Annotated in this window: 25 protein-coding genes; 15 read left to right on the top strand and 10 right to left on the bottom strand. The window is 63.5% G+C overall.

Annotated features, from left to right (window positions below; translation table 11 throughout):
• Nucleotides 1-52 precede the first annotated feature (52 nt).
• Nucleotides 53-1,369 carry an acetamidase/formamidase family protein gene (locus KIO74_RS06295; RefSeq protein WP_213331202.1) on the bottom strand — a complete coding sequence of 439 codons (1,317 nt, stop codon included), beginning with the start codon at nucleotides 1,367-1,369 and terminating at the stop codon, nucleotides 53-55.
• Between the two features lie 106 nt (nucleotides 1,370-1,475).
• Between KIO74_RS06295 and KIO74_RS06290 the strand changes: the two genes are divergently transcribed.
• Both KIO74_RS06290 and KIO74_RS06285 read left to right on the top strand, forming a co-directional pair.
• Nucleotides 1,476-2,198 carry a 2'-5' RNA ligase family protein gene (locus tag KIO74_RS06290; RefSeq protein ID WP_349629151.1) on the top strand — a complete coding sequence of 241 codons (723 nt, stop codon included), beginning with the start codon at nucleotides 1,476-1,478 and terminating at the stop codon, nucleotides 2,196-2,198.
• A gap of 142 nt (nucleotides 2,199-2,340) precedes the next feature.
• On the top strand, nucleotides 2,341-2,694 hold the full coding sequence (locus tag KIO74_RS06285) for a DUF1428 domain-containing protein (RefSeq protein ID WP_213331200.1): 354 nt from the start codon (nucleotides 2,341-2,343) through the stop codon (nucleotides 2,692-2,694).
• Between the two features lie 114 nt (nucleotides 2,695-2,808).
• Here KIO74_RS06285 and KIO74_RS06280 read toward each other — a convergent pair whose 3' ends face one another.
• From KIO74_RS06280 to KIO74_RS06270, 3 genes are all read right to left on the bottom strand, one after another.
• On the bottom strand, nucleotides 2,809-3,816 hold the full coding sequence (locus KIO74_RS06280) for a ketopantoate reductase family protein (protein ID WP_213331199.1): 1,008 nt from the start codon (nucleotides 3,814-3,816) through the stop codon (nucleotides 2,809-2,811).
• Nucleotides 3,817-3,849: 33 nt separating this feature from the next.
• The gene (locus KIO74_RS06275) at nucleotides 3,850-5,073 is read right to left on the bottom strand and encodes an acyl-CoA dehydrogenase family protein (RefSeq protein ID WP_213331198.1); all 1,224 of its coding nucleotides are present in this window, start codon (nucleotides 5,071-5,073) and stop codon (nucleotides 3,850-3,852) included.
• Between the two features lie 82 nt (nucleotides 5,074-5,155).
• Nucleotides 5,156-6,832 carry an ABC transporter substrate-binding protein gene (locus tag KIO74_RS06270; protein ID WP_213331197.1) on the bottom strand — a complete coding sequence of 559 codons (1,677 nt, stop codon included), beginning with the start codon at nucleotides 6,830-6,832 and terminating at the stop codon, nucleotides 5,156-5,158.
• A 397-nt stretch (nucleotides 6,833-7,229) separates the two neighbouring features.
• Here KIO74_RS06270 and KIO74_RS06265 point away from each other — a divergent pair, with 397 nt between their 5' ends.
• The 8 genes from KIO74_RS06265 (at nucleotide 7,230) to KIO74_RS06230 (ending at nucleotide 16,686) form a co-directional block, all read left to right on the top strand.
• Nucleotides 7,230-8,606, top strand: a complete 1,377-nt coding sequence (locus KIO74_RS06265; RefSeq protein ID WP_213331196.1) for an LLM class flavin-dependent oxidoreductase — start codon at nucleotides 7,230-7,232, stop codon at nucleotides 8,604-8,606.
• 32 nt (nucleotides 8,607-8,638) lie between these two features.
• Entirely contained in the window at nucleotides 8,639-10,033 is a 1,395-nt protein-coding gene (locus KIO74_RS06260) for an LLM class flavin-dependent oxidoreductase (protein ID WP_213331195.1), read from the top strand.
• A 41-nt stretch (nucleotides 10,034-10,074) separates the two neighbouring features.
• The gene (locus tag KIO74_RS06255; protein WP_213331194.1) at nucleotides 10,075-11,370 is read left to right on the top strand and encodes an acyl-CoA dehydrogenase family protein; all 1,296 of its coding nucleotides are present in this window, start codon (nucleotides 10,075-10,077) and stop codon (nucleotides 11,368-11,370) included.
• A gap of 52 nt (nucleotides 11,371-11,422) precedes the next feature.
• Complete coding sequence (locus tag KIO74_RS06250) at nucleotides 11,423-12,229, top strand: SDR family oxidoreductase (RefSeq protein WP_249730873.1); 807 nt, start codon at nucleotides 11,423-11,425, stop codon at nucleotides 12,227-12,229.
• A 114-nt stretch (nucleotides 12,230-12,343) separates the two neighbouring features.
• The gene (locus tag KIO74_RS06245; protein ID WP_213331192.1) at nucleotides 12,344-13,327 is read left to right on the top strand and encodes an ABC transporter permease; all 984 of its coding nucleotides are present in this window, start codon (nucleotides 12,344-12,346) and stop codon (nucleotides 13,325-13,327) included.
• Complete coding sequence (locus KIO74_RS06240; RefSeq protein WP_213331191.1) at nucleotides 13,240-14,184, top strand: ABC transporter permease; 945 nt, start codon at nucleotides 13,240-13,242, stop codon at nucleotides 14,182-14,184. Before KIO74_RS06245 ends, KIO74_RS06240 begins: the two co-directional genes overlap by 88 nt.
• Before the next feature lie 42 nt (nucleotides 14,185-14,226).
• On the top strand, nucleotides 14,227-15,021 hold the full coding sequence (locus tag KIO74_RS06235; RefSeq protein ID WP_213331190.1) for a class II aldolase/adducin family protein: 795 nt from the start codon (nucleotides 14,227-14,229) through the stop codon (nucleotides 15,019-15,021).
• Nucleotides 15,022-15,066: 45 nt separating this feature from the next.
• A complete protein-coding gene (locus tag KIO74_RS06230; RefSeq protein ID WP_213331189.1) occupies nucleotides 15,067-16,686 on the top strand; it encodes a rhodanese-like domain-containing protein in 1,620 nt (539 codons plus the stop codon).
• 32 nt (nucleotides 16,687-16,718) lie between these two features.
• Here the strand turns inward: KIO74_RS06230 and KIO74_RS06225 are convergent, their stop codons facing one another.
• On the bottom strand, nucleotides 16,719-17,933 hold the full coding sequence (locus KIO74_RS06225; protein ID WP_249730872.1) for an MFS transporter: 1,215 nt from the start codon (nucleotides 17,931-17,933) through the stop codon (nucleotides 16,719-16,721).
• Nucleotides 17,934-18,207: 274 nt separating this feature from the next.
• Here KIO74_RS06225 and KIO74_RS06220 point away from each other — a divergent pair, with 274 nt between their 5' ends.
• Nucleotides 18,208-18,999, top strand: coding sequence for an SDR family NAD(P)-dependent oxidoreductase (locus KIO74_RS06220; RefSeq protein ID WP_213331188.1), 792 nt, complete (start codon nucleotides 18,208-18,210; stop codon nucleotides 18,997-18,999).
• 51 nt (nucleotides 19,000-19,050) lie between these two features.
• Nucleotides 19,051-20,004 (top strand): aldo/keto reductase, encoded by a 954-nt coding sequence (locus KIO74_RS06215; RefSeq protein WP_213331187.1) that lies wholly within the window; start codon nucleotides 19,051-19,053, stop codon nucleotides 20,002-20,004.
• Between the two features lie 201 nt (nucleotides 20,005-20,205).
• Here the strand turns inward: KIO74_RS06215 and KIO74_RS06210 are convergent, their stop codons facing one another.
• Nucleotides 20,206-20,619 (bottom strand): hypothetical protein, encoded by a 414-nt coding sequence (locus tag KIO74_RS06210; protein WP_213331186.1) that lies wholly within the window; start codon nucleotides 20,617-20,619, stop codon nucleotides 20,206-20,208.
• Nucleotides 20,620-20,986: 367 nt separating this feature from the next.
• Between KIO74_RS06210 and KIO74_RS32620 the strand changes: the two genes are divergently transcribed.
• From KIO74_RS32620 to KIO74_RS06200, 3 genes are all read left to right on the top strand, one after another.
• Entirely contained in the window at nucleotides 20,987-21,322 is a 336-nt protein-coding gene (locus KIO74_RS32620) for a GCG_CRPN prefix-to-repeats domain-containing protein (RefSeq protein WP_502762025.1), read from the top strand.
• 75 nt (nucleotides 21,323-21,397) lie between these two features.
• Nucleotides 21,398-21,901 carry a Spy/CpxP family protein refolding chaperone gene (locus KIO74_RS06205; protein WP_213331185.1) on the top strand — a complete coding sequence of 168 codons (504 nt, stop codon included), beginning with the start codon at nucleotides 21,398-21,400 and terminating at the stop codon, nucleotides 21,899-21,901.
• Between the two features lie 212 nt (nucleotides 21,902-22,113).
• Nucleotides 22,114-22,404: a hypothetical protein gene (locus KIO74_RS06200; RefSeq protein ID WP_213331184.1), complete on the top strand. Its 291-nt coding sequence runs from the start codon at nucleotides 22,114-22,116 to the stop codon at nucleotides 22,402-22,404.
• A 236-nt stretch (nucleotides 22,405-22,640) separates the two neighbouring features.
• Here the strand turns inward: KIO74_RS06200 and tnpC are convergent, their stop codons facing one another.
• The 4 genes from tnpC to KIO74_RS06180 all read right to left on the bottom strand — a co-directional run bounded on the left by tnpC (nucleotide 22,641) and on the right by KIO74_RS06180 (nucleotide 26,437).
• Nucleotides 22,641-24,173, bottom strand: a complete 1,533-nt coding sequence (tnpC, locus tag KIO74_RS06195; protein WP_213331183.1) for an IS66 family transposase — start codon at nucleotides 24,171-24,173, stop codon at nucleotides 22,641-22,643.
• A 69-nt stretch (nucleotides 24,174-24,242) separates the two neighbouring features.
• Nucleotides 24,243-24,599 (bottom strand): IS66 family insertion sequence element accessory protein TnpB, encoded by a 357-nt coding sequence (tnpB, locus tag KIO74_RS06190; protein ID WP_213331182.1) that lies wholly within the window; start codon nucleotides 24,597-24,599, stop codon nucleotides 24,243-24,245.
• Nucleotides 24,596-25,036 carry an IS66-like element accessory protein TnpA gene (gene tnpA / locus KIO74_RS32615; RefSeq protein WP_213331181.1) on the bottom strand — a complete coding sequence of 147 codons (441 nt, stop codon included), beginning with the start codon at nucleotides 25,034-25,036 and terminating at the stop codon, nucleotides 24,596-24,598. Before tnpA ends, tnpB begins: the two co-directional genes overlap by 4 nt.
• 96 nt (nucleotides 25,037-25,132) lie before the next feature.
• Entirely contained in the window at nucleotides 25,133-26,437 is a 1,305-nt protein-coding gene (locus KIO74_RS06180) for a DUF4214 domain-containing protein (protein WP_213331180.1), read from the bottom strand.
• Between the last annotated feature and the right edge of the window lie 170 nt (nucleotides 26,438-26,607).

Genomic DNA, 26,607 nt, shown 5'->3' with positions numbered 1-26,607 from the left:
ATTCACAGGGATGGAACGGGGGCTGCGGCAAGGCCCTGGGTTGGCGAGTGTTCTACAACCCGTATTGTTCGCGCGCGTAATCGCCGAGTCCTGCGGCATCCAGCCGGCTGAGTGGCGCGAGGAACGTGACCTGGATGACACCCGGGGCGCGACCGATCTCGATGGCGCCGTTGACAGTCGCACGGTTACGAATTTCCGGGACCGTCAGGCCAAGAAGATCGGCTGCCCGCTGGAGCCCGTTATCGATCGCGGCGTTCATGTTGGCCGCGGTGCCGATCACGGAGATCGGCGCGAGTTCCTCGATCGCACTGACACCCCATTGGCTCGCGAGCTTCTGCGCCGCCGCCTTCTCGGCTGGCGAGAGCGGTCGCGCCAATGGCGGCAGATCCTCCAGCAGCGGGAAGAGGACAGGCCCGTCGATGCGATAGTTCTTCACCACCTCGACTTGCAGGGTAACGCTGCCCGCCACGTCCATGGTGTGGCCGGCGATCTCGCCGTCGCCTTGGGCTGCATGCATGTCGCCCATGTAAACGCCCGCACCCTTCACCTTCACCGGCGCGACGAGGATCGCGCCCGCGCGCACCGCGTCGATGTCCATATGCCCGTCTGTCTTATGCGCGGCCAATTGCTCGGCCGTGACCGCATAGGGATGGGGAGCCCCGACAAGGAAGGCGCCGAAATCACCGGCATTATGCGAGTCCGGCAGGGCCATGGACGGCGTCGTGCCGAGCTGGCCGAGGAACGGCCTGAGGCGCACGGGCACGCCGGCCATGTCCGCGGGCGCGAAGGTCAGGATGGAATGCTGCACCGAGTGATCGGGCAGGGCCGCATAATGCTTGGCTTCATGGGCAATCTTGTCGGCGGCCGATCGCGGCATGGTCAGGCCGACGCCATGGGCGTGGTCGAACACCACGGTGTAGCCGTGAACGATCTCGAACGGCTTGACGGCATTGCCGCATCTGTCGCAGCGCACGGCGTCCTGACCAATGCCCTCGACGTGGGTCTCCGGCCAGATCTCGTCGCACACAGGGCAGCGCGCCGCGACATAGGGATCGCCAAGGCAGAATCCGGCGGGAGAACTGTCATGGCCCGAGGCTGTCGCGAGCGAAGTGACGGTGATGTCGCGGATGCGGATCGCGACGGCATCGCCCGGCTCCGCGCCCGCGACGAACACAGGCTGCGTGACCTCGTGCCCGCCACGCAGTCGCGGGGTGATCATGGGGCCCCAGCATCCCGGCGCGGTATTCGCGATGATGGTTCCGCCGTTCTCCAGCGGTCCGAGCATGGGCTCCTTCGGGTCAAGGACACTGTTTGTGAAGCCCTGCACGACCACGCTACGCTGGGTGGTTGCTGAATGTCCGTCCGTCATGGTGCCACGGCCCTCCCTGTGTCATCGGCTGAATCTGAGCCTACCACACCGGCGCATGCATTGATCTGAATCGCGGGCGGTCGCTGACGCTTGATTTGTTCATGTTATGTTCTATACAGCAAGTCGTTGCGGGCATCTGCCAAAAGGGTCAAGTGTTGTCGCGCGCGTCTCGGCGGCCCGGTCGTCGATTTATGGGATCGGGCTGCGATTGTTGCGTAGGGGAGCGCCCGTCATGCAAGATCAGCTTGATTTATTCCGGGACGAGCGCTGGCGGCCGCGATTCCCCGAGAGGTTGTTTTTTTGCCTGCTTCCTGACCGTGGATCCGCGACGAAGATCGCGCGTTTCAGTACGGTTTTTCGACGGGAGAACGCTATCCAGGGAGACGTCCTGAAACCAGGGCGCCTCCATGTTTCGCTGTACCACGTGGGCGACTACAAACGGCTGCCAACGCACAAGGTTTATGCGTCGGAGCTCGCCGCTCGCACCATCGGTGGGCAGGCGTTCGAGGTTACCTTCTCTTCGGTGGGGAGTTTTCGGCCAGCACCCAAGCGCGGCGGCGGGGAGCGCAAGCATCCCCTCGTGCTGCTGGCGGAAGCCGGTTCTCTCCAGCGTCTGCACGAGGCGCTCGTCGAAGCCATGCGGGGCCATGGCCTACGCGCGGCAGACACTTTCAAGCCGCATATGACGCTGGCCTACTGCCCGGGGCCGGTACCCTTTCAGTCGATCGGTCCGATCCGTTTCAAGGCCAAGGCCTTCACCCTTATTCACAGCGAACGCGGACTAGGACGATACCATGAGAAGGGCCGCTGGCCGCTCGCCGACGCATGAACCGGGAGGACGCGGAACTTTCCATCGGCGTCGGGCATCCTACTTTGACAACTTAAAATTAAGTTGATATCAACATAAATTCCAAGCGTCGAGGCGCAAAGCGCTCCTTAGGCAATCAGCTTTCCATAGGGAGGAGACGGACATGAAATACGTGGAAGGGTTTGTTGTGGCCGTGCCAGCGGCGAATAAGGAAGCTTATCGCAAGCACGCCGCTGATGCGGTGCCCTTGTTCAAGGAGTTCGGCGCGACACGCGTCGTTGAATGCTGGGGTGACGACGTGCCGGACGGCAAGGTCACGGATTTTCGCCGTGCCGTGAAGGCCGAGGAGGGTGAGGTCGTCGTCTTCAGCTGGTTCGAATATCCTTCAAAGGAAGTTCGAGACGCGGCCCATGCCAAGATGATGTCCGACCCGCGCATGAAGGAGATGGGCTCGACCATGCCCTTCGACGGAAAGCGCATGATCTTTGGCGGTTTCGCGCCGATCGTGGATATGTAGGGATACGGATTGGTCTGCAACACCCTGGCGCTGGACGACTTGCCTTGATGTGCGGTCGCGGCCGGCGCCTATGTCCTGACGTTCCGAGCGCTTGAATGCTCGGATGGTCCATCCTCACGCGTCCGCTTTGGGCGATGCGCCGCGGGTTATCGCGTGGTTGAGCCCGCGCAGCAGCGCGAGCACCGTCTTGAGGGTTGGGGCCGCAACCCCGACTTCATCGGCGAAGAGCGCGGGTTGGCCGAGCTGGCTCTCGACTTCCATTGGTCTGCCCTGCATCAGGTCCTGAAGCATCGAGGGACGAACGGCTGCGAGAGCCTGGGCCCGCGGCCCCTTGCCTCTTTCGGCCGCCTCTGTGCCGATATCGTAGCCCTGCGCGCCCGCGATGGCGACCAGCTCGGTGATGATGGCCTGGCCAACCGCGTCGAGTTCAGGGAATGCGTTGCGTTCAGCGCCGACGAGGCGTGTCAGCGCGGCGAGCGGTCCGTTGGAAGCATTGCGGAGAAGCTTCGCCCAGACATCACGGCGGATGTCCGGCGAGTGGATGGCGTCAATGCCGGCCGATTGCAGAAGCGCCAGGCTGGAATCCAGGCGAGGGCTTGGGCTGCGGTCAGGTTCGCCCAGCAGGAAGTGATTGCTGTCGCTCGCATTTTCGACGACGCCCGGCGCAACGATCTCGTTGGGTGACTGGACGATCACGCCAAGCGCCCGTTCCGCGCCGATCTCCTTCCAGAGCACACCATCAGGATCGATGAGGGGCAGCGGCCCGGCCTTGCCGGGCAGGCCATGGTTCCACCACCACGGGATGCCATTGAGGCAGAAGAGCGCGACCCCGTCCGGCGCGATAAGCCGGCCGAGTTGAGCGGCAACCGGCGGCAGGCTGTGGGATTTCAACCCGACGATCACGACGTCCTGCGGCGGCAGGCTGTTTGGATCGTCGGTCGCCATCGCGACGGGGACGGTGAAGCTATCCTCCACGCCACGCAGCGTCAGACCGTTATCCCGCAGGGCTGAAAGATGGGCGCCGCGCGCGACGAGCGACACATCCACCTTGCCGGAGCGGATGAGCTTGGCGGCGAGGTGGCTGCCCACGGCGCCGGCCCCGAAAATGCAAAGCCTCGTCATCAACGCCTCTCCCACACGCTTCAAGAGCGGCGATCATATCTTGGTGTTGATGGGAGGCAACGCGCCATTGAGGTAGAAATTGCCGACCGCGCGCGCCTTGTAGGCAACAGGGTCGTGAGTGGTGTGAGTGCGCGCGTTTCGCCAATGCCGGTCGAGATTGCGCTGGCGCGACGTGGCGGAGGCGCCGCCAATGCGGAAGATCATCTCGCTCACCTTGATGGACGCCTCGCTCGACATGTATTTGGCTTCGGCAACGGCGATTGAGGCCTCGCCAAGCAGTCGGTCGGCGTCCCGTCCGCCGTAGAAGGCCTCGACAGCCCGATCCAGTAGCGCCGCGCCGCGCTCCACCAGCGCCACGGCCGCATGGGTCTGGATCGCCATCTCGCCGACCGTGTGCAGCACGTAAGGATCGTCCGCCGCGCGCTCCACGCCTGCCTCGGGGAGGGGGCGGGCGCCGTCGCGGCCATAGCGGATACCATCCTCGAGCGCGGCCAGCGCGATGCCCGCATCGAGCGCCGCATGCATCAGCTGGGCATAGGCACCCTCGTAGGTGCGGCGCTGGCCATAGGCGGGGATCGGCATGATCTCGTCGGGATCGAGCCGCACATTGTCGAAGACCGCAGTGCCACTCGCCGTCGTGCGCTGGCCCATCCCGTCCCAGTCGTCGGTGACGGTGACGCCCTCGCGATCAGTCGGGACAATGACCGCCGCGCGGCTGTCGTCGCCGAGATGTGAGGTCACCAGCACGTATTCCGCGAAGAGCGTGCCGGTGGAATAGTATTTACGCCCGTCGAGGCGGTAGCCGCCGGCATTGCGCGTCACTCGGGTCGTCATGTCGCCGATGCGCTTGCCGCCACGTTCCGCCGCGGCATTGCCGGTGAACAGACGGCCGTCCAACACGATGCCGAAGTAGCGGCGCTTCTGTGCTTCGCTGCCATAGATCCGGATCTTCTCCACATTGGGAAAGACGGGCGCGGCAGCCTGGGCGACATTGGGGTCGCCCTTGGCGAGGTTGAGAATGATGCGGGCGTAGTCGACCATCGACACTTCCGGCCCGCCGTATTCCGCCGGCACGCGGGCAGCGAGCAGGCCAGAGGCTGCCAGCTCGCGAATTTCCGCGAAGGGCAGGCGGCGTTCACTGTCGCGCGCGGCCGCCCCGGCGGCGAGTTTCTCGCCGAAAGCGGCTGACAGCGCGACGAGCGCCTGGCCATCGTGAGGGCTTGATGAGGGGATGCGGGCCAGGGATGGCTGCGCCATTGGTGCTGTCCTGTTCAATCGGTCACGGCTCGGCCGCCGGCGTGACAGGCCGGCGACCTAACGGATCAGGCGAGGTGGCGGTTCAGCGCTCCAGCCAGACGTTCTTGAGCGATGAGATCGCGCCGTCCGGCGTCGTGTTCACGCCGTGCACCTTCTTGTTGTAGAAGGTGAAATGCTGCATCTCGAACAGCGGCACGAGCGGCAGGTCCGATGTCACGACCCGCTGCAGATCATGAAAGAGCTTCACGCGTTTCTCGGGATCACCCTCGATGCGGATCGCCTCGATGATGCGGTCCGTCGCTGGGCTCGCATAGCTCGACGCATTGACATAGGGCACGCCCGGCGCCTGCGCCTTCGACCAGTAGAGCCGGAACAGGCCCATCTGCGGATCGATCAGCGGTGAGATCTGCAGCAGATTGAGGTCGTAATCGTAGTCCTTGTAGACCTTCCTGAGATAGGAGGGGTCGTCGAGATTATTCAGCTTGAGATTGATGCCGACGCGCTTCAGGCTTTGGCGGATATATTCGGCTGAATTGGCGGTGACGTCGCCAACCGCCGTGAAGTCGATATTCAGGTCGAAGCGGGTGCCGTCCGCCTTGCGCGGATAGCCGGCGTCGTCGAGCAGTTTCTCCGCGGCGGCCGGGTCAAAGTCGTACTGCTGGACATCCGGCGTGTAGTAGGTCTTGACGCTGGACGGGATAGGGCCGGTCGAGGGCTTGCCGAGCCCATACCACACCGTGTCGATCAGTCCCTGCTTGTTGATAGCGCGGGCGATGGCCTGGCGGACTTTCACATTGGCGAGAATGGGATTCCGCAGGTTGTAATCCAGCAGGTAGAACTGCGAGTGATAATCATAGCCGCGCGTTTCGAATCGCAGATTGGGGTCCTTGCGCAGGCGCGCGACGTCGCCGAAGGGCACGGCATCGTAGGGTGCGAACAGCAGTTCACCCGTCTCCAGCGCGGCGGCGCGGCTCGCGGTATCGGGAATGACCTTGAAGATTACACGGTCGAGGTAAGGCTTGCCTTCATCCCAGTAGTCGGGATTGCGCTCGAGCTCGATATACTGGCCTTTCTTCCACTCCTTGAAGCGGAATGGACCCGTGCCTATCGGTTTGGCATTGGCGGGATTGGTCGGGATAGCCGAGCCAGCGAATATATGCTTCGGGATGATCTGCGATTCGGCGGCATTCAAGGCGTTCAGGATAACAAGAGCGGGCGTCTCAAGGCGGAAGATGGCCGTATACTTGTCCGGGGTCTCGACATCCTGAAGGGCCGCGAAGGTGAGCCTGCCGCGTGTATGGGTTTTCTTCCAGGCCTCGAGCGCGCTGAACTTCACATCCTCCGACGTGAACTCCTGGCCGTCATGCCACTTCACCCCCTTGCGCAGGTGGAAGGTGATGGACTTGCCATCCGGCGCAACCTCCCAGCTCTCAGCAAGGCTCGGCTGTGGCGCCAAGTTTTCATCATAGCGCAGCAGGCCGTCGAAGATGTTCGTCGACAGAACCGCGTTCGCATATTGATTGTTGAACACCGTCGTCAGCACGGATGGCTGCGGCTCGATCGCCGCGATCAGCGTGCCGCCGCGCACCGGTGTCCGCGCCGGGCTCTCCTGTGCCGTTGACGTTGCCGATCCAATTGCAGCCAGGCCGAGCGATAGCGAGAGACAGGCGAGCGCGCCGCGCAGGTGCCGGATCAAAGGACGGCGGTTGTAGGGCGGGGGACTGATGGGGAGGCGGGTGCCGCCAGTTCTCGCGGACATGGTCGTTCCTTTGAAAATTTCCCGGAAAACAATGAGTTGGTGGCCGAGGACCGCGACGCGCAAAATCTCGCAGCAGGTCCGGGCGAGTTGACGTTCGCATGAGCTTTTATTTTTGTCTATAAAATCTATAGAAAAAATAAAATCATGTGATACTGATGAATTCACCCGTTGCCCGGTTCTGCGGCCGGCATCCATCGCCACCCATCATCCGCTCGCGCACGCCGGGGGCGGCGTCCACGGCTCGCCAATCGCCGGAGGTTCACGTGTCACCAGTGTCAGGAAGCGTTTCATCACGGTCATTGGGGCTCGCGCGTCACAGGTTTCCGCGGGCGACGGCCGGGACCGGACGCCGCGCTGACGAACGTCTGGATGGAGCCGTAGGATGGGAGATCGCGCCATGACCAGGGAAATCCGCTTCAACGCTTTCGTCGTCGGCCGCCCGGTGCACCAGTCGCCAGGGCTCTGGCGGCATCCACGGGACCGCTCCACCGCCTACAAGGATCTCGACTATTGGGTCGATCTCGCCCGCACGCTGGAGCGCGGGTTGTTCGATGCCATCTTCCTCGCCGACGGCATCGGGCCCAACGATGTTTACGGCGGCAATCTCGATGCGGCGCTCACGCATGGCTCGCAGGTGCCGACCAATGATCCCACACTGCTGATCCCGGCGATGGCGCACGCCACCCGCAACCTCGGCTTCGCGGTCACGGGCAATCTCTCCTTCGAGCCGCCTTATCTCTTCGCACGCCGTTTCTCGACCCTTGACCAGCTGACGCGCGGACGCGTCGGCTGGAACATCGTCACCGGCAAGTCATCGGCGGGGGCGAAGGGCATGGGGCGGGACGCGATCGTCCCACACGACCAGCGCTACGACATCGCCGACGAGTTCATGGAGGTGGTCTACAAACTCTGGGAGGGCAGCTGGGAGGATGACGCCGTCTTGTGGGATCGGGACCAGGGCATCTTCGCCCGCCCGGAGAAGGTCCACCGCGTCAGCCATCAGGGCGCGCATTACAAGCTGGACGCTATCCACCTGACGGAACCGTCACCCCAGCGCACGCCCGTATTGTTCCAGGCCGGCGGCTCGACGCGCGGACGTGCCTTCGCGGCACGCCACGCGGAAGGCGTGTTTCTCGCCGCGCCGACCAAGACGGTCGCCGCCAAGGTGATCAGCGACGTGCGCCGGCGCGCCGCCGAGAACGGCCGCCATCCGGACGATCTCCTGTTCTTTCCCCTCATGACGGTGATCGTCGGGGAGAATGAGCGCGCCGCCCGGGCGAAGCTTGCGGAGTACCAGTCCTACATCAGCCACCAGGGGGCCCTCGTGCTGTTCTCCGGCTGGACGGGCATCGATTTGGCGGGCCGCGATCTCGACGAGGTGCTGCGCTATGAGGATCGCGACAACGGTGTGGTCTCGACGATCGAGGCCTTCACGGTCGCCGATCCAAACCGGCAATGGACTTTGCGCGACATCGCCCGCCACGCGGGCATCGGCGGCCAAGGGCCCGTCATCGTCGGCTCGCCGGTTGAGGTCGCGGATGAGATTGAGGCCTGGGTCGAGGAAACAGGCGCCGACGGGTTCAATCTCGCTTATGCGGTCGCGCCGGAAACCTATGTCGATTTCATCGACCTCGTCGTGCCGGAGCTGCAGAGGCGCGGCGCCTATAAGAGCCAATACGCCGCCGGCACCTATCGCGAGAAGCTGTTTGGCCCCGGGCATGCGCGCCTTGCCGCGCCGCATCCAGGCGCGGGCTTCCGCTACGACGCGGCCTGACAGGCCGCCATTTTATCCCAGTGGAGATCGGCATGCCGAAGGAAATTGCGATCAACGCCTTCCACATGAATGCGCCCGGCCACAGCTGGGCCGGCCTGTGGACCCATCCCGCCGATCGCGCGATCGACTACACCGACCTTGATTTTTGGATCACCATCGCCCGCACCGCCGAGCGCGGCTTGCTCGACGGCATTTTTCTGGCCGATGTCTCGGGTGTCTACGATGTCTACAAGGGCTCGCCTGATGCGGCTCTCGCGGCTGGCGCGCAGATCCCGAGCAATGATCCGTCCGTGCTGATTTCCGCGATGGCGGCCGCGACGCAGAACCTCGGCTTCGGCGTCACCGCGTCGGTCGGCTATGAGCAGCCCTATTACCTCGCGCGCCGCTTCTCGACCCTCGATCATCTCACCAAGGGCCGCGTCGCCTGGAACATCGTCACCGGCTATCTCGAAAGCGGCGTGAAGGCGCTCGGCGACACGGCGGTGCGCGACCATGACCAGCGCTATGACCGGGCCGACGAGTTCCTGGACCTCGTCTATAAGCTCTGGGAGGGTTCGTGGGAGGATGACGCGGCGGCGCGTGACAAGGTGGGCCGCGTTTTCGCGCGGCCGGAGAAGGTGCATCGCATCAGCCATCACGGCACCTATTTCGACCTTGACGCCATCCATCTGAGCGAGCCATCGCCCCAGCGCACGCCGCTTCTCTACCAGGCGGGCACCTCGGCGCGCGGCCGCGCCTTCGCGGCACGCCACGCGGAATGCGTGTTTACAAACCAGAGCAAGAAGCAGCTGGCCGAAAGCGCGGTCGATATCCGGCGCCGCGCCATCGGTTTCGGCCGGCACCCCGACGATATCCGCATCTTCGTCGGCGCCACCGTGATCGTTGCGCCGACAGAAGCCGAGGCCCGCGACAAATATGAGGAGTACCGCAGCCATCTCGATGTGAAGGGCGCGCTCGCGCTGCTGTCGGGCTGGACGGGCATCGATTTCGGCGACTACGGGCCGGACGACCCGGTGCGCTTCGTGAAGAATAACAACAGCGTGCAATCGAAGCTGGAGGCCATGACCATCCGTAGCGCCGACAGGGTGTGGCGGGTGAGGGACCTCGCGGATTTCGGCGAGGTGGGCGGACGTGGGCCGTTCATCGTCGGCACGCCGTCGCAGGTCGCCGACGAACTCCTCGCCTGGGTCGATGAAGCGGGGGTCGATGGCTTCAACCTCACCCGGGTGGTCGAGCCGCGCAATCTCGAGGATTTTGTGGATCTCGTTGTGCCTGAACTGCAGAACCGGGGCGTCTTCAAGACAGCCTATCGGCCGGGCCCCTTGCGCGAGAAATTCTTCGGCCATGCCCGGCTCGGCCCACGCCATCCGGGGCGTGCCTTCCGTTACGACGCCCATCCGGCGACCGTCGGCATTCCCGCCGAATGACGGCGCCCGGATCCGCCTCCATCAGAATTCAGGACCTGTGAATGTCCAGTGTAGAGCTATCCCTCGCCAACGCGGCGACAGATGACGTGCCAGCCTTAGGGCGCTATCGCGATCCCGTCGTTTCGCCCCACCAGTCGGCGTCCGACTTCATTGCCGCCGCGAGGACCCTGAGCGCGGAACTCGCCGCCGGCGCCTCCGAGCGGGATCGGGAGAGCCGCCATCCGCATGCGGAGCTCGAAGCGGTTCGCAAGGCGGGCCTCAGCGCCATTCGCCTGCCGCGCGATTATGGCGGTCCGCATCTCTCCTATGCCAACACCGTCAAGGTGCTGATCCTGCTCGCCAAGGGGGATTCCAGCGTCGCCCAGGTGCTGCTGCCGCATTTCACCACGGTGGAGCGCATTCGGTTGATGGCGACGGAGCCACAACGCCGCCGCTGGCTCCGGGCCATCCGCCATGGCGCCATCGTCAGCGGCGCCACCACCGAGCGCGGCAGCAAGGTCCGCACAGATATCGCGACCACATTGACGCGCGACGGCGCGGGTTTCCGACTCAACGGCACGAAATTCTACAGCACCGGCGGGCTGATGGCCGACATCCTGCGCGTCACGGCGCGGGATGAGGACGGCCGGACCGTCTCCGTGCTCTTTCCGAAGACGCGCGAGGGCGTGCACCAGATCGACGACTGGCGCGCCATGGGCCAGCGCGGCACGGCGAGCGGCACCACCGAGTTCCATGACGTCGCGGTGTCGGCCGACGAGGTCATGCCCTTCGACGCCAAGGAGGGCAGCACGCGCAACTACCAGGCCGCCGGCACCCAGTTGCTCCATTCCACCATCGAGGTGGGGATCGCGCTCGCCGCGTTGGACGACACCACTCGCTTCGTGCGGGAGAATGCGCGCGTGCAGGCCGAAAGCGGCGTGACGCGCGCCGGCGACGACCCTTATGTGCTCTACACGGTCGGTGACATCGCAGCGCGCGCACACACCGCCCGCGCCGCGCTTCTCTGGGCGGCGGAGGCGGTCGATCTCGCCCATGACGTCTGGCACCAGCGCTGGCTGGCAGGCGCGGCGCCCTGGTCCGAGGTGGAGCCGGCTCTGATCGAGGCTTCCATCGCGGTGGCCGAGGCGAAGATCGTCTGCAACGAAGCCGCTCTCAAGGCCGGTGAACTGCTCTACGAGGTCGGCGGCGCCTCCGCGACGCTCAGCCATCGCAACCTCGATCGTCACTGGCGCAACGCGCGGACGCACACGACCCACGACGCCACGTCATACAAATACAAGGTCGTCGGAAATTATTACACCAACGATACGCCGCCACCGATCACGATGTACTATTGAATGCATCGGTCAACATGCGGAATGATGGCGAGGATAGGTCATGGATCTTGGTTTGACTGATAAAGTCGTACTGGTCACGGGTGGCAGCAAGGGGCTGGGCCTGGCCGCAGCCGAGGGTTTCGCCCGCGAGGGGGCGCGTGTCGCCATCGCCTCGCGTGATCCCACCAATCTCGCGCGCGGCAAGGATCTGCTCGGCCATAGGGGGTACAGCGTCGACGCAATCGCCGCCGATTTCGGCGACGCGGCCGAGGCGTCGCGCGCCATCGATGAGGTCGAAGCCCGGCTCGGCCCGATCGAGGTGCTCGTTAATAGCGCCGGCGCGGCCCGCCGGACACCGGCCGAGGAGCTCAATCCCGCCGCATGGCGCGCCGGCCTGGAGGCCAAGTTCTTTCCCTATATCCACGCGCAGGATGCTGTTCTGAAGCGCCTGCGGGCACGCGCGGAAACGGATGGCACGGCGCCGCCGCCCCGCCAGATCGGCGCGATCGTGAATATCGTCGGCTCGGGCGGACGCTTCCCCGCCGACAACCACCTCCCGGGTGGTTCCGCCAACGCCGCCCTGCTGCTTTCGACGCTTGGGCTCGCAAAATACTACGCGCGCTACGGCATTCGCATCAACGCCATCAATCCGGGGATCACGCTGACCGACCGCGTGGAGCAGAGCCTCAGGCTCGAGCAGGAACGGCTCGGCATCAGCCGTGAGGAGGCTTTGGCGCGCGGACAGGCGGAGACGCCGCTGCGCCGCTATGGGGAGGCCCAAGAGATCGCTGATGTCGCGGTGTTCCTCGCGAGTGAGCGCGCGAGCTACGTGGTGGGCGCGCTTGTCGCCGTCGACGGCGGCCAAGCGGCCGTCTTCTAGAGCATTTCTGACGAAATCTGCTTCGCTGGAAACGCTCTATCGATTTGTCTTTACGCAATTCCTGACGCGGAACCGCTGCGCGCTTCCGCTGGAACTGCTCCCGGAGCAAGTCCGATGTCATCGTCCCTTGTGTATGTCCTGCGCCGGCTGATCCAGGCCATTCCGATGGCTTTCGCGATCATCCTCGTCAATTTCGTGCTGTTGAAGCTGACGCCCGGCGATCTTGTGGACGTCATGGCGGGAGAATCCGGCTCGGCGACGCCGGAATATATGGACAGTCTGCGGAAGCTCTACGGACTCGACATTCCGGTCCATGAGCAGTTCTTCAACTATATCTACAACATCCTGCATTTCGATCTCGGCTATTCGTTCCGACAGAACATGGCGGTGATTGATCTCATCTTGGAGCGCTTGCCGGCAACGATCCTGCTCTCGCTCACCGCGATCGCCTTCGCGCTGATCGTCGGTGTCACGTTCGGCGCGATTGCCGCGCGCTACCGAGGCAGTCTTCTCGACGAGGCGATTTCGGTCATCTCGACCATGGGCTTCGCGACCCCGCTCTTCTGGGTCGGGCTGATGCTCATCGTCGTGTTTTCGATCGAGTTGCGCTGGCTGCCCTCGGCGGGGCTCGTCACGATCGGCGCGAGCTACGCGGGCTATTGGGACGAGATGCGCGACGTGGCGGTTCATCTCGTCCTGCCCGCGCTCACGCTCAGCCTGTTTTTCCTGTCGATCTACGTGCGCATTACGCGCTCGGCGATGCTCGAGGTCTATGGACTGGATTTCGTCCGCACGGCGCGGGCCAAGGGGGTAGGGGGCCTGCGCCTCATCCTGCGCCATGTGCTGCGCAACGCCCTCCTGCCGATCGTCACCATCACGGGGCTGCAGGTCGGCGCCATCTTCGGCGGCACGATCGTCACCGAGACCGTCTTCGGCTGGCCGGGTGTCGGCCGGCTGGCGCATGAAGCCGTCTTCTCCCGCGACGTCAATCTCCTGCTCGGGATTTTCCTATGTTCATCGATGATCGTGATCGTGGTCAACTTGTTCGTGGACCTGCTCTACGCGGTGCTGGATCCGCGGGTGGAGGTTCGGCGCTGACGGCGGTCGCGCTCGCCCTGCCACGGCTCATCGGGCTCGGGCGCTTCAAGACATCGCGCGCCCTCATCGTCGGTGGCCTGCTGCTCGCGGTGATTGTCTTCATCGCACTGACCGCGGGGATGCTCTATCCCGGCGACCCCCGGGACATGGTGGGACCGGCCAACCTCTGGCCGGGCGTCGATCCGCGCTTCCCGCTCGGGACGGACATGATGGGCCGCGACATGGCGGCGGCGATGGCGCATTCGGCGAGCATTTCGCTGATCGTCGGTGTCGCCGCGACAGCCGTCGCGCTGATCGTCGGCGTCACCTTCGGGGCGCTGGCGGGCTACTGCGGCGGCGTGGTGGACGATATCCTGATGCGCATCAGCGAGTTATTTCAGACCATGCCGGGGCTCCTTTTCACCATCATCATCGTGGTGATCCTCGGTCCATCGATCGCGAGTATCACCTTCGCCATCGGCATCACGTCATGGCCGCAGATCGCCCGGCTGGTACGCGCCGAGGCGCTCCGGGTGCGGCAGCTCGATTTCGTGCTGGCGGCTGTCGCCATGGGCATGAGCCCGGCGCGCGTCATCCTGCGTCATGTGCTGCCGAACAGCCTCGCGCCCGTCGTCGTGGCGGCCTCGATCCTCGTCGCCCAGGCGATCCTGTCGGACGCCTCGCTGTCCTTCCTCGGGCTCGGCGACCCCAATGTCATGAGCTGGGGCAGCATGGTGGGCGCTGGCCGCCCGATGCTCCGCACCGCTTGGTACATGACCGCGCTGCCCGGTGGCGCGATCTTCCTCACCGTCATGAGCTTCATGCTCATCGGCAATGGCCTCAATGACCTTTTCAACCCCCGCACATCCGTGGAATGAGCCGCCCCGGCGCTCGCCCGCATCGCCTCAGGAACCTGTCCGATGAATGCTGTGACCCAGAACCTCGCCCCCGCCCATGACCGCCGGCAGGAAACCGCCGAGCAGCACCAGGCGCGGATCGATCTCGCCGCCTCCCAGCGTCTCGCCGTCATCCAGGAGATGAGCGAGGGCATCTACAACCATTTCACTTTGGCGGTGCCCGGCACCGACGACCGCTTCTATGTCAGCCCGCTCGGCCTGCACTGGTCCGAGGTGACCGCGAGTGGTCTCCTGACCGTGGATTATGAGGGCCGCGTGCTGGACGGCGACGGCGCGTTGCAGCGCTCGGCCTATTGCATCCATGCGCCGATCCATCGGCGCAAGCCCGAGCACGCGGCGCTGCTGCATACCCATATGCCCTATACCAGCGCCTTGACGCGCCTCAAGGACCAGCGGCTCCTGCCGATCGGCCACACCGAGGCGCAGCTCATCGAGCAGATCGCCTATGACGAGGATTACACCGGCCTCGCGCGTGATCCGGCGGAAGGCGAGCGCCTTGCTGACATTCTCGGCGACAAGACCATCCTGTTCATGGCCCATCACGGTGTCTTGGTCGCCGGGCGCACGGTGGCGGAAGCCTACGACCGGCTCTACCAGCTCGAGCGCTCGGCCCGCGTCCAGCTCTTTGCCCAATGGACCGGCCAGCCCCTGCGCTATCTCACCGACGAGATGGTCAAGCATGTGCATGCGCAGATTACGGGCACGGCCCTGACCAACCGCGCGAAATCCGGGTTCGACCTGCATTTCGACGCGCTGAAGCGGCTGCTCGATCGCCAGAATCCCGGGTATCGCGACTGATCCCGCCTCTGCTGCTCCAGCCCTCATGAAGCCAAGGAGAGTGCCATGAATGCGCCCACGAGCGTGATCCTGCGGGGGACACCGCAAGGCACGCCATTGATCGATGTGACAACCCTGCGCGCATGGCTCGCGGGAGAGGGGGAAATCGCCTTCGTCGACGTGCGGGAAGAGGGCCTCCACGGCGAAGGGCACCCGCTGCTTGCCGTCAACGTGCCCTACAGCCGGCTTGAGATCGATTTCCCCCGGCTGGTGCCGCGGCCGGCGACGCGGGTCGTTCTGCTGGCAGAGGAGGGGATAGGGCCGTCGGCCGCGCGGCGGCTGGCGGATCTCGGTTATGGCGATGTTCATCTCGTCCTGGGCGGTGTCGCGGCCTGGGAGGCGGCGGGCGAGCCGCTGTTCACAAGCGTCAACGTACCGAGCAAGGCTTTTGCCGAATGCGTCGAGCATGCCTACCACACCCCGGACATCACGGCCGAAGAACTCGACCGGTTGATCAAGTCCAAGGCTGACGTCGTCGTTCTCGATAGTCGGACGAGTGAGGAATTCGCGCGCTTCCACGTGCCGGGCGCCATCAGTGCGCCGGGCGCCGAGATCGTGCATCGCTTCGCCGAACTCGTGCCATCGCCGGACACCTATGTCGTCGTCTCCTGCGCGGGGCGGACACGTGGCATCATCGGGGCGCAGGCTCTGATCAACGCGGGCGTACCCAACCGGGTGGCGGCGCTCTCCGGCGGCACCCAGGGCTGGCGGCTCGCGGGGCTCGATCTCGAACGCGATGCGCCGCCCCCACCACGCCAGACGTTGGGCCTCAGAGCGCGGGAAGAGGCGCGCCGGCGCGCGGATGCGCTCGCCGTCCGTTTTGGTGTTCCGGTGATCACACCGCTTCGGCTCGCGGAATGGCGGGACGACCCGGTCCGCACGACCTATCTGTTCGACGTCCGTCATCCCGAGGACTATGCGGCAGGCCATGCCGAGGGGAGCGTGTCCGCCCAGGGCGGGCAACTCGTCCAGGCGCTCGACAAATGGGTGGGCACGCGTGGGGCGCGGATCGTGCTCACCGACGACGACGGCGTGAGAGCCATCGTGACGGCCCATTGGCTGCGCCAGCTCGGATGGGATGTGTCCGTGGTGCCCGGCCTGATCGGTGGCACGGTCCCGGCCGTCGGCCATGGCGCGGTTGCCTCCTTCCCCCGTCCGCCGCGCCTGACTTCAGCCGAAGCCAAGGCATGGATTGATGCGGGCGCCGCGCTCATTTCGGCTGATGCAAGCGAGGACTACCGGCGTGGCCACCCCGGCGGGGCGATCTGGACCAATCGCTCGCGGTTGCCCCAGCTACCGCCGGAGGTCTGCGATGCCGCGCGGATTGTCGTGACGGCCGCTGATGTCGGTCTCGCGGAGCTCGTTGCCCGCGACCTGCGTGACGACGGTCTGGACGCCGCGGTGCTGGCCGGCGGCGAGACGGCCTGGCGAGACGCTAGGTTGGAGATTGTGGCGACGCCCAGCGAACCGACGGACCGCGAGCGGATCGACACTCTATTCTGGCTGCACGACCGTCACAGTGGCAATCTCGCGGCGTCCCGCGCTTATCTCGACTGGGAGCTCAGTCTGCCGGCGGCGGTCGAGCGGAGCGGCACAACGGGCTTTCGGATCGGCGCAATCGCCTGACTTTACCGTGCCTGACTTCACCGCGCGTGAGTTCACAGCGCCAGCTGCGCCTTGATCCGGCTCGCCAGGTCAAGACGCATGGATATGAGAGTCAGCACCAGCGCCACGACCGCCAGCGCCGAGCCCATCCACGGCAGCATTTGATAGGGCAGGCCGAGGGTAATGCCCACGCCGCCGAACCAGGCACCGATGGCATTGCCGAAATTGAAGGCGCCCTGGTTGAGCGTGGATGCCAGGTTGGGCGCACCGGCGGCTTCGGTGACGACGCGCGTCTGCAGGGGCGGCACGAGCGCGAAGGCCACGAGCCCCCAGATCACCAGCGTGACGCCGGTGAGCACGGGCGACAGGCTGGTGACGGAGAACAGGGCGAGCACCGGAATGAGCACCGTCAACGCGCCGACGATTGAGCCCATCAGCCGCCAATCGGCCAGACGCCCGCCGATGATGTTGCCGACGGTCAATCCGATGCCGAACAACAGCAGCATGAGGGTGACGCCACGAGCCGAAATCTGGGTGACGTTCTGCAGGATCGGCGTGATATAAGTGAACACGCTGAACATGCTCGCCGACACCGCTATGCTGATAGCCATCGCGAGAATGACCTGGGCGCTGCGCAGGGAGCCAGCCTCACGCCTGAGATTCATGGGCGGAACGGGAACGTTGCGTGGCAGCCAGAGCTGGAGCGCGATCGCGGCCGCGACACCGATGACAACCACGGCGGAGAAGGCGTTGCGCCAGCCGAACTGCTCACCGAGCGCGGTGCCGAAGGGCACCCCGAGCACATTGGCGAGGGTGAGGCCTGCAAACATCATGGCGATCGCCTGCGCCCTCTTGCGGGGCTCCACCAGTGCTGCCGCAACCACGGCGCCAAGGCCGAAGAAGGCGCCATGGCAGAGCGCCGTGACCACACGGGCCACCATCAGCAGGGTGTAGTTCGGGGCGAGCGCGCAGAGCAGATTGCCGACAATGAAGACGGCCATCAGCAGCATGAGCGCCCAGCGGCGATCCATCTTGGCTGTCGCTACGGCGAGGAACGGTGAACCGAACGTGACGCTGAGCGCATAGCCGGTCACGAGAAGACCTGCTTGCGGGATGGTGACACCGAGATCCGTGGCGACATCGGGGAGGAGCCCCATGATGACGAACTCGGTGGTGCCTATGCCGAAAGACGCTGCTGCAAGTGCGAAAAGAGGAAGGCGTGACGAAGGCACGGCCATCGGAACCACGGTCTCGGATTGTACGGTCATGAAGATACCGGCGTGATGAAAGCGTTGCACCGTATGCGAGTTCAGGCCGGCGAACGGAGCCCCACACCCTGTGACCAAGACCGAAGCTCAACCACTCCTGTTTATACTGCGCTGCAATACTGCCGCATTGAATTCTCTGCATAAGCTATCGGCGAAAAATGCATCCGTGCCTGCTGTAAGTTTGGGAGCGGGCGTTGTTCGGAATGGCGGCGGAGCCTATGTGCTGGACAGCCTGTTCGGGTATTGCGCGCAACCGTCTCTCGGAGTGAGCAGCATGAAGATCGATCTTTCCGACAAAACAGCCATCATCACGGGATCCTCGGCCGGCATTGGTCTGGCGTCAGCCAAGGGGCTTGCGGAGGCCGGAGCGCGCGTGGTCATCAATGGCCGGAAGGCCGATGCTGTCGATCACGCGGTAGCCGCCATCAAGGCGGCGGTGCCATCTGCGGAGATCCGCACCTTCGTGGGCGATCTCGGATCCGCGGAAGGTTGCGCCGCTCTGGTCAAGGCCGAGCCGTCCTGTGACATTCTCGTGAACAATCTCGGCATTTTCGGCCCGCAGGATTTCTTTGAAACACCGGATGCCGAATGGCAGCGCTTCTTCGATGTCAACATTATGTCCGGGGTGCGACTGTCGCGCGCCTATCTCCAGGGCATGGAAAAGCGCGGGTGGGGCAGGGTGGTGTTCTTGTCCTCCGAATCCGGGCTCAATATTCCCGCTGACATGATCCATTACGGGTTTACCAAGACGGCTGTGCTCTCGATCGCGCGCGGGCTCGCCAAGCGCATGGCCGGCACCGGCGTTACCGTCAATTCCGTTCTACCCGGGCCGACCCTGTCCGAAGGCGTGGCGGACATGCTGCAGCCCGCGATCGAAAAGACTGGCAAGTCGTTGGATGAGGCGGCTGCGGATTTTGTGATGGCGAACCGCCCATCGTCCATCATCCGGCGCGCCGCAACCACTGAGGAGGTCGCCAATATGGTTGTCTATGTCTGTTCGAAGCAGGCCTCCGCAACCACCGGCGCCGCGCTGCGCGTTGACGGCGGCGTGGTGGACAGTCTCTGAGCCCGCCGGCCAGCCGACCCGCTTCCGATATCATCGATCAAGGAGAATTCCATGGACAAGCGGCCGTTGGGTAACACCGGCATCGACATCGCCCCCATCGTCTTCGGGGGGAATGTCTTTGGCTGGACGATCGACGAGGCCAGGAGCTTCGCGGTTCTCGACGCCTTCGTCGATCACGGCTTCAACGCGATCGACACGGCCGATGTCTATTCGCGCTGGGTGCCGGGCAACAGGGGCGGTGAATCGGAGACGATCATCGGACGATGGCTTAAAGCGCGACCAAGCGTACGCGACAAGGTCGTGATCTTCACGAAGGTCGGTTCGGATCTTGGCGAGCCCGGCAAAAAGGGCCTCGGCGAGGCATGGATCCTCAAGGCCGTCGACGACTCGCTGGCGCGGCTCGGCGTCGAGCGCATCGATCTCTATTTCTCCCACTGGCTGGATCCTGAGACGCCCTATGACATCACGCTCGGCGCCTATCAGAAGCTTTTGGAGGCCGGCAAGATCCGCGCCATCGGGGCCTCCAACCTCAACGCCGACCAGCTCGGCGAGGCACTGTCCACCGCAAAGGCCAGAAGTCTGCCCGCGTATCAGGTGCTGCAGCCGGAATACAACCTCTATGCGCGGCAGTCGTTCGATGGCCCGCTAAGGGATCTTTGCATCAGCGAGGGGCTGGGCGTCGTGACCTATTACAGCCTGGCCTCCGGATTTTTGACGGGCAAATACCGCTCGCAGGACGATCTCGGCCAGAGCCAGCGTGGCGGTGGGATCGCGAAATATCTCGATACGCGCGGCTTGGCCATCCTCGCGGCGCTCGACACCGTGGCGGCGAACCATGCGGCGAAGCCTGCGGAAATCGCCCTCACCTGGTTGATCGCTCGCAAGGGTGTCACCGCGCCCATCGCCAGCGCGACGAGCGTTGCGCAGGTGGAGAGCTTCGCCAAAGCCGCCGCCATCAAACTGTCGCCAACCGATATCGCAACGCTCGACGAAGCGAGCGCGTAGTCCCGCGTCCTCCGGAACCGGGTGGATCGTCCGGCTGCTTACAGCTCACCCGGTTCCGAACCCCGATCGAGGTCGCATGGGGAGCCGTTACCGCCTCAATGGCGTAACGTTGCTAGCCTCCGTGATGACGAGCAAACGAAGACGATAGCTCATGAGGCAAAGCACGGGGGCTTGCATCTCCGGGGCGACCCCGCAAGGCCATCATAGCCCCTCTCGGAACTCGATCGTCTCCGGTATCCCCTCGGCCTGTTCGGCCATCCAGCCGAGCGTTTGGCTCATCGGCCGAAGCGCGTGCAGAGGGACCCGGAAAGATTGATAGGCCCCTTCCTGCAGCATGAAACTGAGAACCGCGTGGTTGGCGCCGGGGGGGAGCTCAAAAGCCCATTTCTCGGCCGGCATGGCGAAACGGACGTTCGAATCCGACGTTTCAAGCTGGGCCATCCTTGAGATGAGGGTCGACAGGATCTGCATGAGCGTTGTTGCTGTTTCGCGATCAACGGCAATATTCAGACTGTCGTCGCCGAAATTGCACAACAACAGCCCAATCTTTCCGTCATTCGCGACTTGGGCTCCAATCTTTTTACTCAAACGCCGCGCCTGGATCTTCTCTGACATTCCGAAACCTCACCCGCCTTCGCCCGCCAATCTGACCTGTGTGAGGGCAAAAGTCCAATCATGAAACGATGCCTGCATGCTGCCTGGCGCTGGCAAGGCGCCAAGCCGCAGACCGGATGTTTTCTCGGACGAGAGAAGTCTATCATGGTCTGCTTATTTTTCTGTAAGAATTCTAAGGTGATTAATCTTCACGAGGCGCCGATCCACCATCACATGGATGGCGCGTAAAATTATGCTCTGATGGAAGGCTCGAACAGGACAAGTGGATAAGGTTCAAATTTTCCAGCCAAGCTTCCGGCGTCTCTGCTTGAACCGGTAGTTTATTACCCCCATAGTGTGGCGCATCCCCCTTCATACGAGGTTTTCCATGCGTAGACTATGGTTGGGTTTGGTTGCGGGCGCAGCTTTGCTCGCCCCGGCGGCGATGCCCGCGCAAGCATTACCCGCGATGCCGGCTCTTGAGCGCGTGCAGGACGTGGCGCCTGTGGCGGAAGGTTGCGGATGGGGCCGCTGGCGCGGCCCTTGGGGCGGTTGTCGCGACACTCCCTATCAAGGTCCGCTTCCAGGTGGTGGCTGGGCCGGCCCGGCGGGCGGCGTGGTTGTTGGCGGGAATGGTTGCCCGCCCGGTTTCTGGCGCGGGCCATGGGGCCATTGCCGCGATACGCCCTACCATGGGCCTCTGCCGGGCGGTGGCTGGAAATAAGCACCTCGAGATCGTCATTGGCGTTGCGCGGATGCCGGCGAGGCCCGCGTTCATTTTTCCGTTAGGAATATCCTGATGAAGCGTTTCGTCCCTATCCTAGCAACTGCGGTCACCCTGGGCCTGGCTTCCGTGAGCATGGCGCAAGCACAGCAGCCAAGCTCTCCTCCGGTCTCCACCACGGTCATCCCGGGCTATTCCGATGCTGACGCGAAAGCTGTTCTGAACGCGAGGCTAGCGGCCTTGAAGGCTGTCATCGAATTGACACCCGAGCAGGAAAACCTCTGGCCCGCGGTGGAAAATGCCATTCGGGATATCGCGAAGACATCGGCTGAGCGGCGCAAGGCGCGCATCACCTCCGCGCCGCCGAGCCATTTCCTTGATGTTCTGAGCGCGATCGCCGATTCCGAAGAAGCGCGCGCGAAGGATATCAAGGCTCTTGTCGCAGCAGCCAAGCCGCTCGTCGAGGCGCTGAGCGACGCGCAGAAGCGCCGCATCCCCGCCTTCCTCGGCTTGACGGATAGCGACGGCCCCAGCCAGCCAAGCGGACAGATCTGGATATTCGAGGAAGAGGAGGGCTGAGCCAACCGGCTTGCGCCTCGCAATACCCTGCCGCGGCTCTCCAGGCCGCGGCAAAGCAGGCCGCATTAACGGCGATCCGGTTTTTGCAGGCTGGCACGCCATTCATGAAGAATGGCGCGGGAAGGAGATTTCGATACCGAGAGGTCTCGGGTATCGAAGCTGGACGAGAGCGCGATGCGTTTGCTAGGGAAGATAAGCAGGTAAGGCTAAGTATGTACAAATCGTCATCGCGCCGGATTCCATTTGAACAACGCAGCCGGGGGCAGCAATGGGCAGCGGTTGGTTTCTTCGTCGTCTGCATTGGCTTTCTCGGCTGGCAGATCCTCAAAGGATTGTTGACCGGCGTGTTCATCAATTATTCGCGGCATGCCCCTCCGCATATTTATAACGAGGCGCATGACCCGACCGGCTTTTGGTCTATGATTGCCTTCGCTGCTGCGCTGCTGCTGTTTTGCGTCGGGCTGACGATCAGGATGGTTCTGAAAATGGGGCGCCAGTCCTAAGAGGGACAAGGCTCGCTCATCGCGAGACGACGTATGGCTCGATCGTAGTGCCGTTGACGGATCGAGTGAAGTCTCGCTTATCTCGAAGGATGAGGCGGCGGAACGATCAGGCTCGTAAAGCGTTATCTGGACATAATAGCCATGGACTTAAGCCCGCTCCACATGTTGGTGCGGGTTTTTCTTTCGGCGCACCCATCTTCACGGCACTGGGCTCCGCTTTAAAGTAAGCGGTGTTCTCAGGCCACGGCCTTGATCTCGGAAGCGGCGATATAGGCCCAAGGCAGGAGATCGTCGATTTGGCTGTTTGGATGGCCGTTGACGATCCTTGCGAGCACGTCGGCGATGTAGCGGAGCGGTTCGACGTCGTTGAGCTTGCAGGTTTCAATGAGAGAAGCGACGACAGCCCAATGCTCGGCGCCACCGTCAGAGCCCGCGAAGAGAGCGTTCTTGCGGTTGAGCGCAATCGGTCGGATCGACCGCTCGACGGTATTGGAGTCGATCTCGATACGTCCGTCGTCCAGGAAGCGGGTGAGCCCCTCCCAGCGTGAGAGCGTATAGCGGATTGCCTCGGCGAGTTTGGTCTTCTGGCTGATCAGGCTGAGCTTCTCGTGCAGCCATGGCTCGAGTTCGGCCAGGAGCGGCCGACTCCTTTCCTGGCGCGCGGTGCGACGTTCGCCTGCCGACTGGCCGCGGATGTCGTTCTCGACGCGATAGATCTCTGCGATGCGCCGGAGCGCCTCGCTGGCGATGGGCGCCGGGCTGGCGGCCGCGAGCTCGTAGAAGCGCCGGCGTACGTGTGCCCAGCAGAAGGCGAGCGTTGCGCCGCTCTTCCCGGCCAGCACGCGATAGCCGCCATAGCCGTCGACCTGCAGGATGCCGGTAAAGCCCGCGAGATGAGCGATCGGTCGCTCCGCCTTTCGGTCCGGCGCATAGACATAGGCGACGCCCGGCGGGTCGCTCCCGTTCCATGGTCGGTCATCGCGAGCGTAGGCCCAGAGCTGCCCGGTCTTGGTCTTGCCGCGGCCGGGATCCAGCACCGGCGCCGTGGTCTCGTCGGCAAAGAGCTTCGGCGAGGCCTTCAGCTTCTCCAACAGCCGCTCGTGGACCGGACGCAGGTGCCAGGCGGCGCGGCCGACCCAGTCGGCGAGCGTGGAACGGTCGAGGTTGATACCCTGCCGAGCATAGATCTGCGCCTGACGATAGAGCGGCAAATGATCGGCATATTTGGAGACCAGAACCTGCGCGACCGTCGCCTCGGTCGGCAGACCGCCTTCGATCAGCCGGGCAGGCGCCGGAGCCTGCACGACCACGTCATCGCAGGCACGACACGCATATTTGGGTCGACGCACGACGATCACGCGCAATTGCGCCGGCACGATATCGAGCCGCTCGCTGACGTCTTCGCCGATCCGATGAAGGTCGTTGCGGCAGCATGGGCAGGCATGGTCCTCGATGTCGACGACCATCTCGATGCGTGGCAGATGCGGCGGCAGCGCGCCACGGTTCGCCCGCCGCTTCGCAGCGCGTTCCCTGCGGATAGCCGGATCAGCGTGTTCGGCTTCTTCCTCGCCCGCTGCTTCGATCTGCTCTGCTTCCTCGAGGCCAAGAAGGAGTTGATCCTCAGGCAGGCTCTCGGCCCGACGACCGAAGCGGTGGCGCTGCAATTCCTTGATGATCTGGGTCAGGCGAGCGTTCTCGACATCGCGCGCCAGGACCATCGCCTTCAGCACATCCGGATCGTCGGGAAGCTGGTCCGCCGTCATCGCCATGACGGGAGCAGACCATATTCGCCGGCTCCGGGCGACAGCGGAATCGAGGCTGATTCACTTCGTCGCGGATCAACTCGCCTGCGTGGGAACGCTTGTCTGGCGGGCTTCATGGACCCGCCGCCAATCGAGCCCCTCAAGCAGCGCCGACAACTGCGCGGCCGTCAGGCGCATCACGCCATCCTGCACCTTTGGCCAGCGGAACTCCCCGTCTTCCAGCCGCTTTGCATAGAGGCAGACGCCGGTACCGTCCCAGAAGATCAGCTTGATCCGATCCGTGCGCTTGGCACGAAACACATACACCGCACCGCTGAACGGGTCGGCGCCCATCGTCTCGCGCACCAACGCAGCCAGCCCCTCCGCCCCCTTGCGGAAGTCTACCGGCTTCGTCGCCACCATGACCTTGACGGCGCCCGTCGGCCCGATCACGAGGTTGCCTTCAGCGCACGGATCACCGCCGCAACCGTCTTGGCGTCGGCGCCTCGGCCAACCCGCATGGCAATGCCGTCTATCTCCAGCTCGATCATCCCAACGTCGCGGATACTCTTGCGCCTCCGCGGCTGTCCAGGACGCTTCGGCGCGGATCCCCGAGGCGGGGCTGTCACCACCGCGGATACGAAGGCCAGGGATTCCTGCTGCACCGAAGCGGCCTGTTTGCGCGCTTCGCGCCGCCAGGCGAACACCTGCTGCGGCCTGAGACCATAACGCCGGGCAACTTCGGAAATGATTGCGGTCGGCTCCAGCGTCTCCGCGACGATCCTCGCCTTGTCATCCATCGACCAGTGACGCCGGCCGCCAGCACCGTTGATCACCTCGAAACGCCGAGGCTGCCGCTCCGGGTCAAGCGTAAGGTCAAGTCCAGACACAAATCTATCTCCGATCCAATACAGGACCGGCAACCTCACAGATCGCGATCACTCCCGAAAGATGGCCCGGAAACACCGCTTACGCTTTAAACCCAATCAAGCGATTTGAGCATTCAGCCAGATGCCGTTTGAGATCTCGCCAATGACAACAGCCTTGCCTTCCAAGCTCTCCGAGAAGCCGAGAAGGAGATCTTCCATAGTTAGTCCGTCATCCATAGCTCCGACCCAAAAATCATACCCTGCCTCGTCCGTCTGGCGACCGAGTATATTTTCATAAAGAAGCTGAACATAGCGTTCGTTGGTTGGTTTTTGACCGTAGCGGGCAACAAACTCGGGGGATGAAACAAACGAATAAGCCAAATCGGTCAGGCTCATCCCATCGTCCATCGCGGCCGTCCAGAATGTCAGGCCAGCCGCATCGGGCGAACGATCCAGCGCGGCTTTGTAGATGCGATAAGATTGTCCCGCATGTCCGTCGATATCGAGCGCCAAAATGCGATCTGTGAAAGTAATCCGCTCAGCACCCGCGATAGTCGCGCTATAGGGCGCGCTTTGCCCGCTGACTGCGAGAGTGTCTTCAATGTACGAGAACGTGTAATCGACGCTTCCCGCGTCAAAGGTGATGGTGTCAAATCCTGCTCCCGCATTGAGCATTTGCCCGGACAGAGGTGCGGCGAGAATGTCGGAATTGCGTGTCCCAATACCGAGGTCAGCCAAGATCGCTAGATCAAGGTCACTGATCGGGTAGTCAGTTGCAAATTTGAAGACGACGCCATTCATCAGGTCGTCAACCAAGTCCGCTCCTGGCTTCGGCGCAGAGTTTCCGAGGTGGAAAAGATTCCCCTGGGTCAGCGGCACAAGCCCTCCATAGGCCTTGATGGCATTCACACCATCAAAATACGGAAGGTCATCTTTCATGATGATATGGGAGTCGAAAGGAGACTGGTAGTCTCCGGGAAGAAGGCCTGTGGTGTCGTCGCGCCAGCCGACGAAGCCGATGCCATGCCCCAGCTCGTGGACAATGGTGGATACCGCGCTTACCTTATCCGGCTCTATGTTGCTTCCGAAATAAACTGCGTCCCGGAGATGGTTTATATTGGCCTGCACCAGGATGTCATATTCCTTGCCCGAATTAAGACCGGTTCTCAGTTCGTAGGAGGCGGCACCTTCCCAGACCGTCAATCCATCTTTCTTGCCGATATTCAAAGTAGAGGCTGGGCCGCCCTGAAATCTTCCACTGATCGTCTGATTCAATATCTCGAACCTGACGCTGAGAGTAATATTCGCCGTCAAGACGGACGACCAAGCCTGAAATGCCGTCGCAAAGTCAGCCAGGACAAGGTCCAGCAGCGCTTGCTCCGCTCCCGCTTCATTAATAACGTCGATCGTGTATTTGATCATTGTCACGTCCCCGCGCGAGACGACCGAGCTTTCCTTCTTCATACAGCCTGGGCGCACGAAGCTCAATCGTGTCCGATGCTTAGACGGTCTGTGATGGGATCGCTGCCCGCTGTCCGCCTGACAGGATGTCCGCAATGACGATGGCCATTCCGGCTGTCCGGTGGAGACTT

Source organism: Chelatococcus sp. HY11 (assembly GCF_018398335.1).
GTDB lineage: Bacteria > Pseudomonadota > Alphaproteobacteria > Rhizobiales > Beijerinckiaceae > Chelatococcus.
Note: the sequence above shows the minus strand (reverse complement) of the source record. Positions and strands in the feature narration are given on the sequence as shown.

Coding starts and splice junctions, on each gene's coding strand:
- KIO74_RS06280 (WP_213331199.1), bottom strand. CDS start 3,816: ATGACGAGGCTTTGCATTTTCGGGGCCGGCGCCGTGGGCAGCCACCTC.
- KIO74_RS06285 (WP_213331200.1), top strand. CDS start 2,341: ATGAAATACGTGGAAGGGTTTGTTGTGGCCGTGCCAGCGGCGAATAAG.
- KIO74_RS06205 (WP_213331185.1), top strand. CDS start 21,398: ATGAAGCGTTTCGTCCCTATCCTAGCAACTGCGGTCACCCTGGGCCTG.
- KIO74_RS06255 (WP_213331194.1), top strand. CDS start 10,075: ATGTCCAGTGTAGAGCTATCCCTCGCCAACGCGGCGACAGATGACGTG.
- KIO74_RS06260 (WP_213331195.1), top strand. CDS start 8,639: ATGCCGAAGGAAATTGCGATCAACGCCTTCCACATGAATGCGCCCGGC.
- KIO74_RS06220 (WP_213331188.1), top strand. CDS start 18,208: ATGAAGATCGATCTTTCCGACAAAACAGCCATCATCACGGGATCCTCG.
- KIO74_RS06295 (WP_213331202.1), bottom strand. CDS start 1,369: ATGACGGACGGACATTCAGCAACCACCCAGCGTAGCGTGGTCGTGCAG.
- tnpC (WP_213331183.1), bottom strand. CDS start 24,173: ATGGCGATGACGGCGGACCAGCTTCCCGACGATCCGGATGTGCTGAAG.
- KIO74_RS06230 (WP_213331189.1), top strand. CDS start 15,067: ATGAATGCGCCCACGAGCGTGATCCTGCGGGGGACACCGCAAGGCACG.
- KIO74_RS06240 (WP_213331191.1), top strand. CDS start 13,240: ATGTTCATCGATGATCGTGATCGTGGTCAACTTGTTCGTGGACCTGCT.
- KIO74_RS06270 (WP_213331197.1), bottom strand. CDS start 6,832: ATGTCCGCGAGAACTGGCGGCACCCGCCTCCCCATCAGTCCCCCGCCC.
- KIO74_RS06210 (WP_213331186.1), bottom strand. CDS start 20,619: ATGTCAGAGAAGATCCAGGCGCGGCGTTTGAGTAAAAAGATTGGAGCC.
- KIO74_RS06215 (WP_213331187.1), top strand. CDS start 19,051: ATGGACAAGCGGCCGTTGGGTAACACCGGCATCGACATCGCCCCCATC.
- KIO74_RS06180 (WP_213331180.1), bottom strand. CDS start 26,437: ATGATCAAATACACGATCGACGTTATTAATGAAGCGGGAGCGGAGCAA.
- KIO74_RS06265 (WP_213331196.1), top strand. CDS start 7,230: ATGACCAGGGAAATCCGCTTCAACGCTTTCGTCGTCGGCCGCCCGGTG.
- KIO74_RS06245 (WP_213331192.1), top strand. CDS start 12,344: ATGTCATCGTCCCTTGTGTATGTCCTGCGCCGGCTGATCCAGGCCATT.
- KIO74_RS06235 (WP_213331190.1), top strand. CDS start 14,227: ATGAATGCTGTGACCCAGAACCTCGCCCCCGCCCATGACCGCCGGCAG.
- KIO74_RS32620 (WP_502762025.1), top strand. CDS start 20,987: ATGCGTAGACTATGGTTGGGTTTGGTTGCGGGCGCAGCTTTGCTCGCC.
- KIO74_RS06200 (WP_213331184.1), top strand. CDS start 22,114: ATGTACAAATCGTCATCGCGCCGGATTCCATTTGAACAACGCAGCCGG.
- KIO74_RS06290 (WP_349629151.1), top strand. CDS start 1,476: ATGTTCTATACAGCAAGTCGTTGCGGGCATCTGCCAAAAGGGTCAAGT.
- KIO74_RS06225 (WP_249730872.1), bottom strand. CDS start 17,933: ATGACCGTACAATCCGAGACCGTGGTTCCGATGGCCGTGCCTTCGTCA.
- KIO74_RS06275 (WP_213331198.1), bottom strand. CDS start 5,073: ATGGCGCAGCCATCCCTGGCCCGCATCCCCTCATCAAGCCCTCACGAT.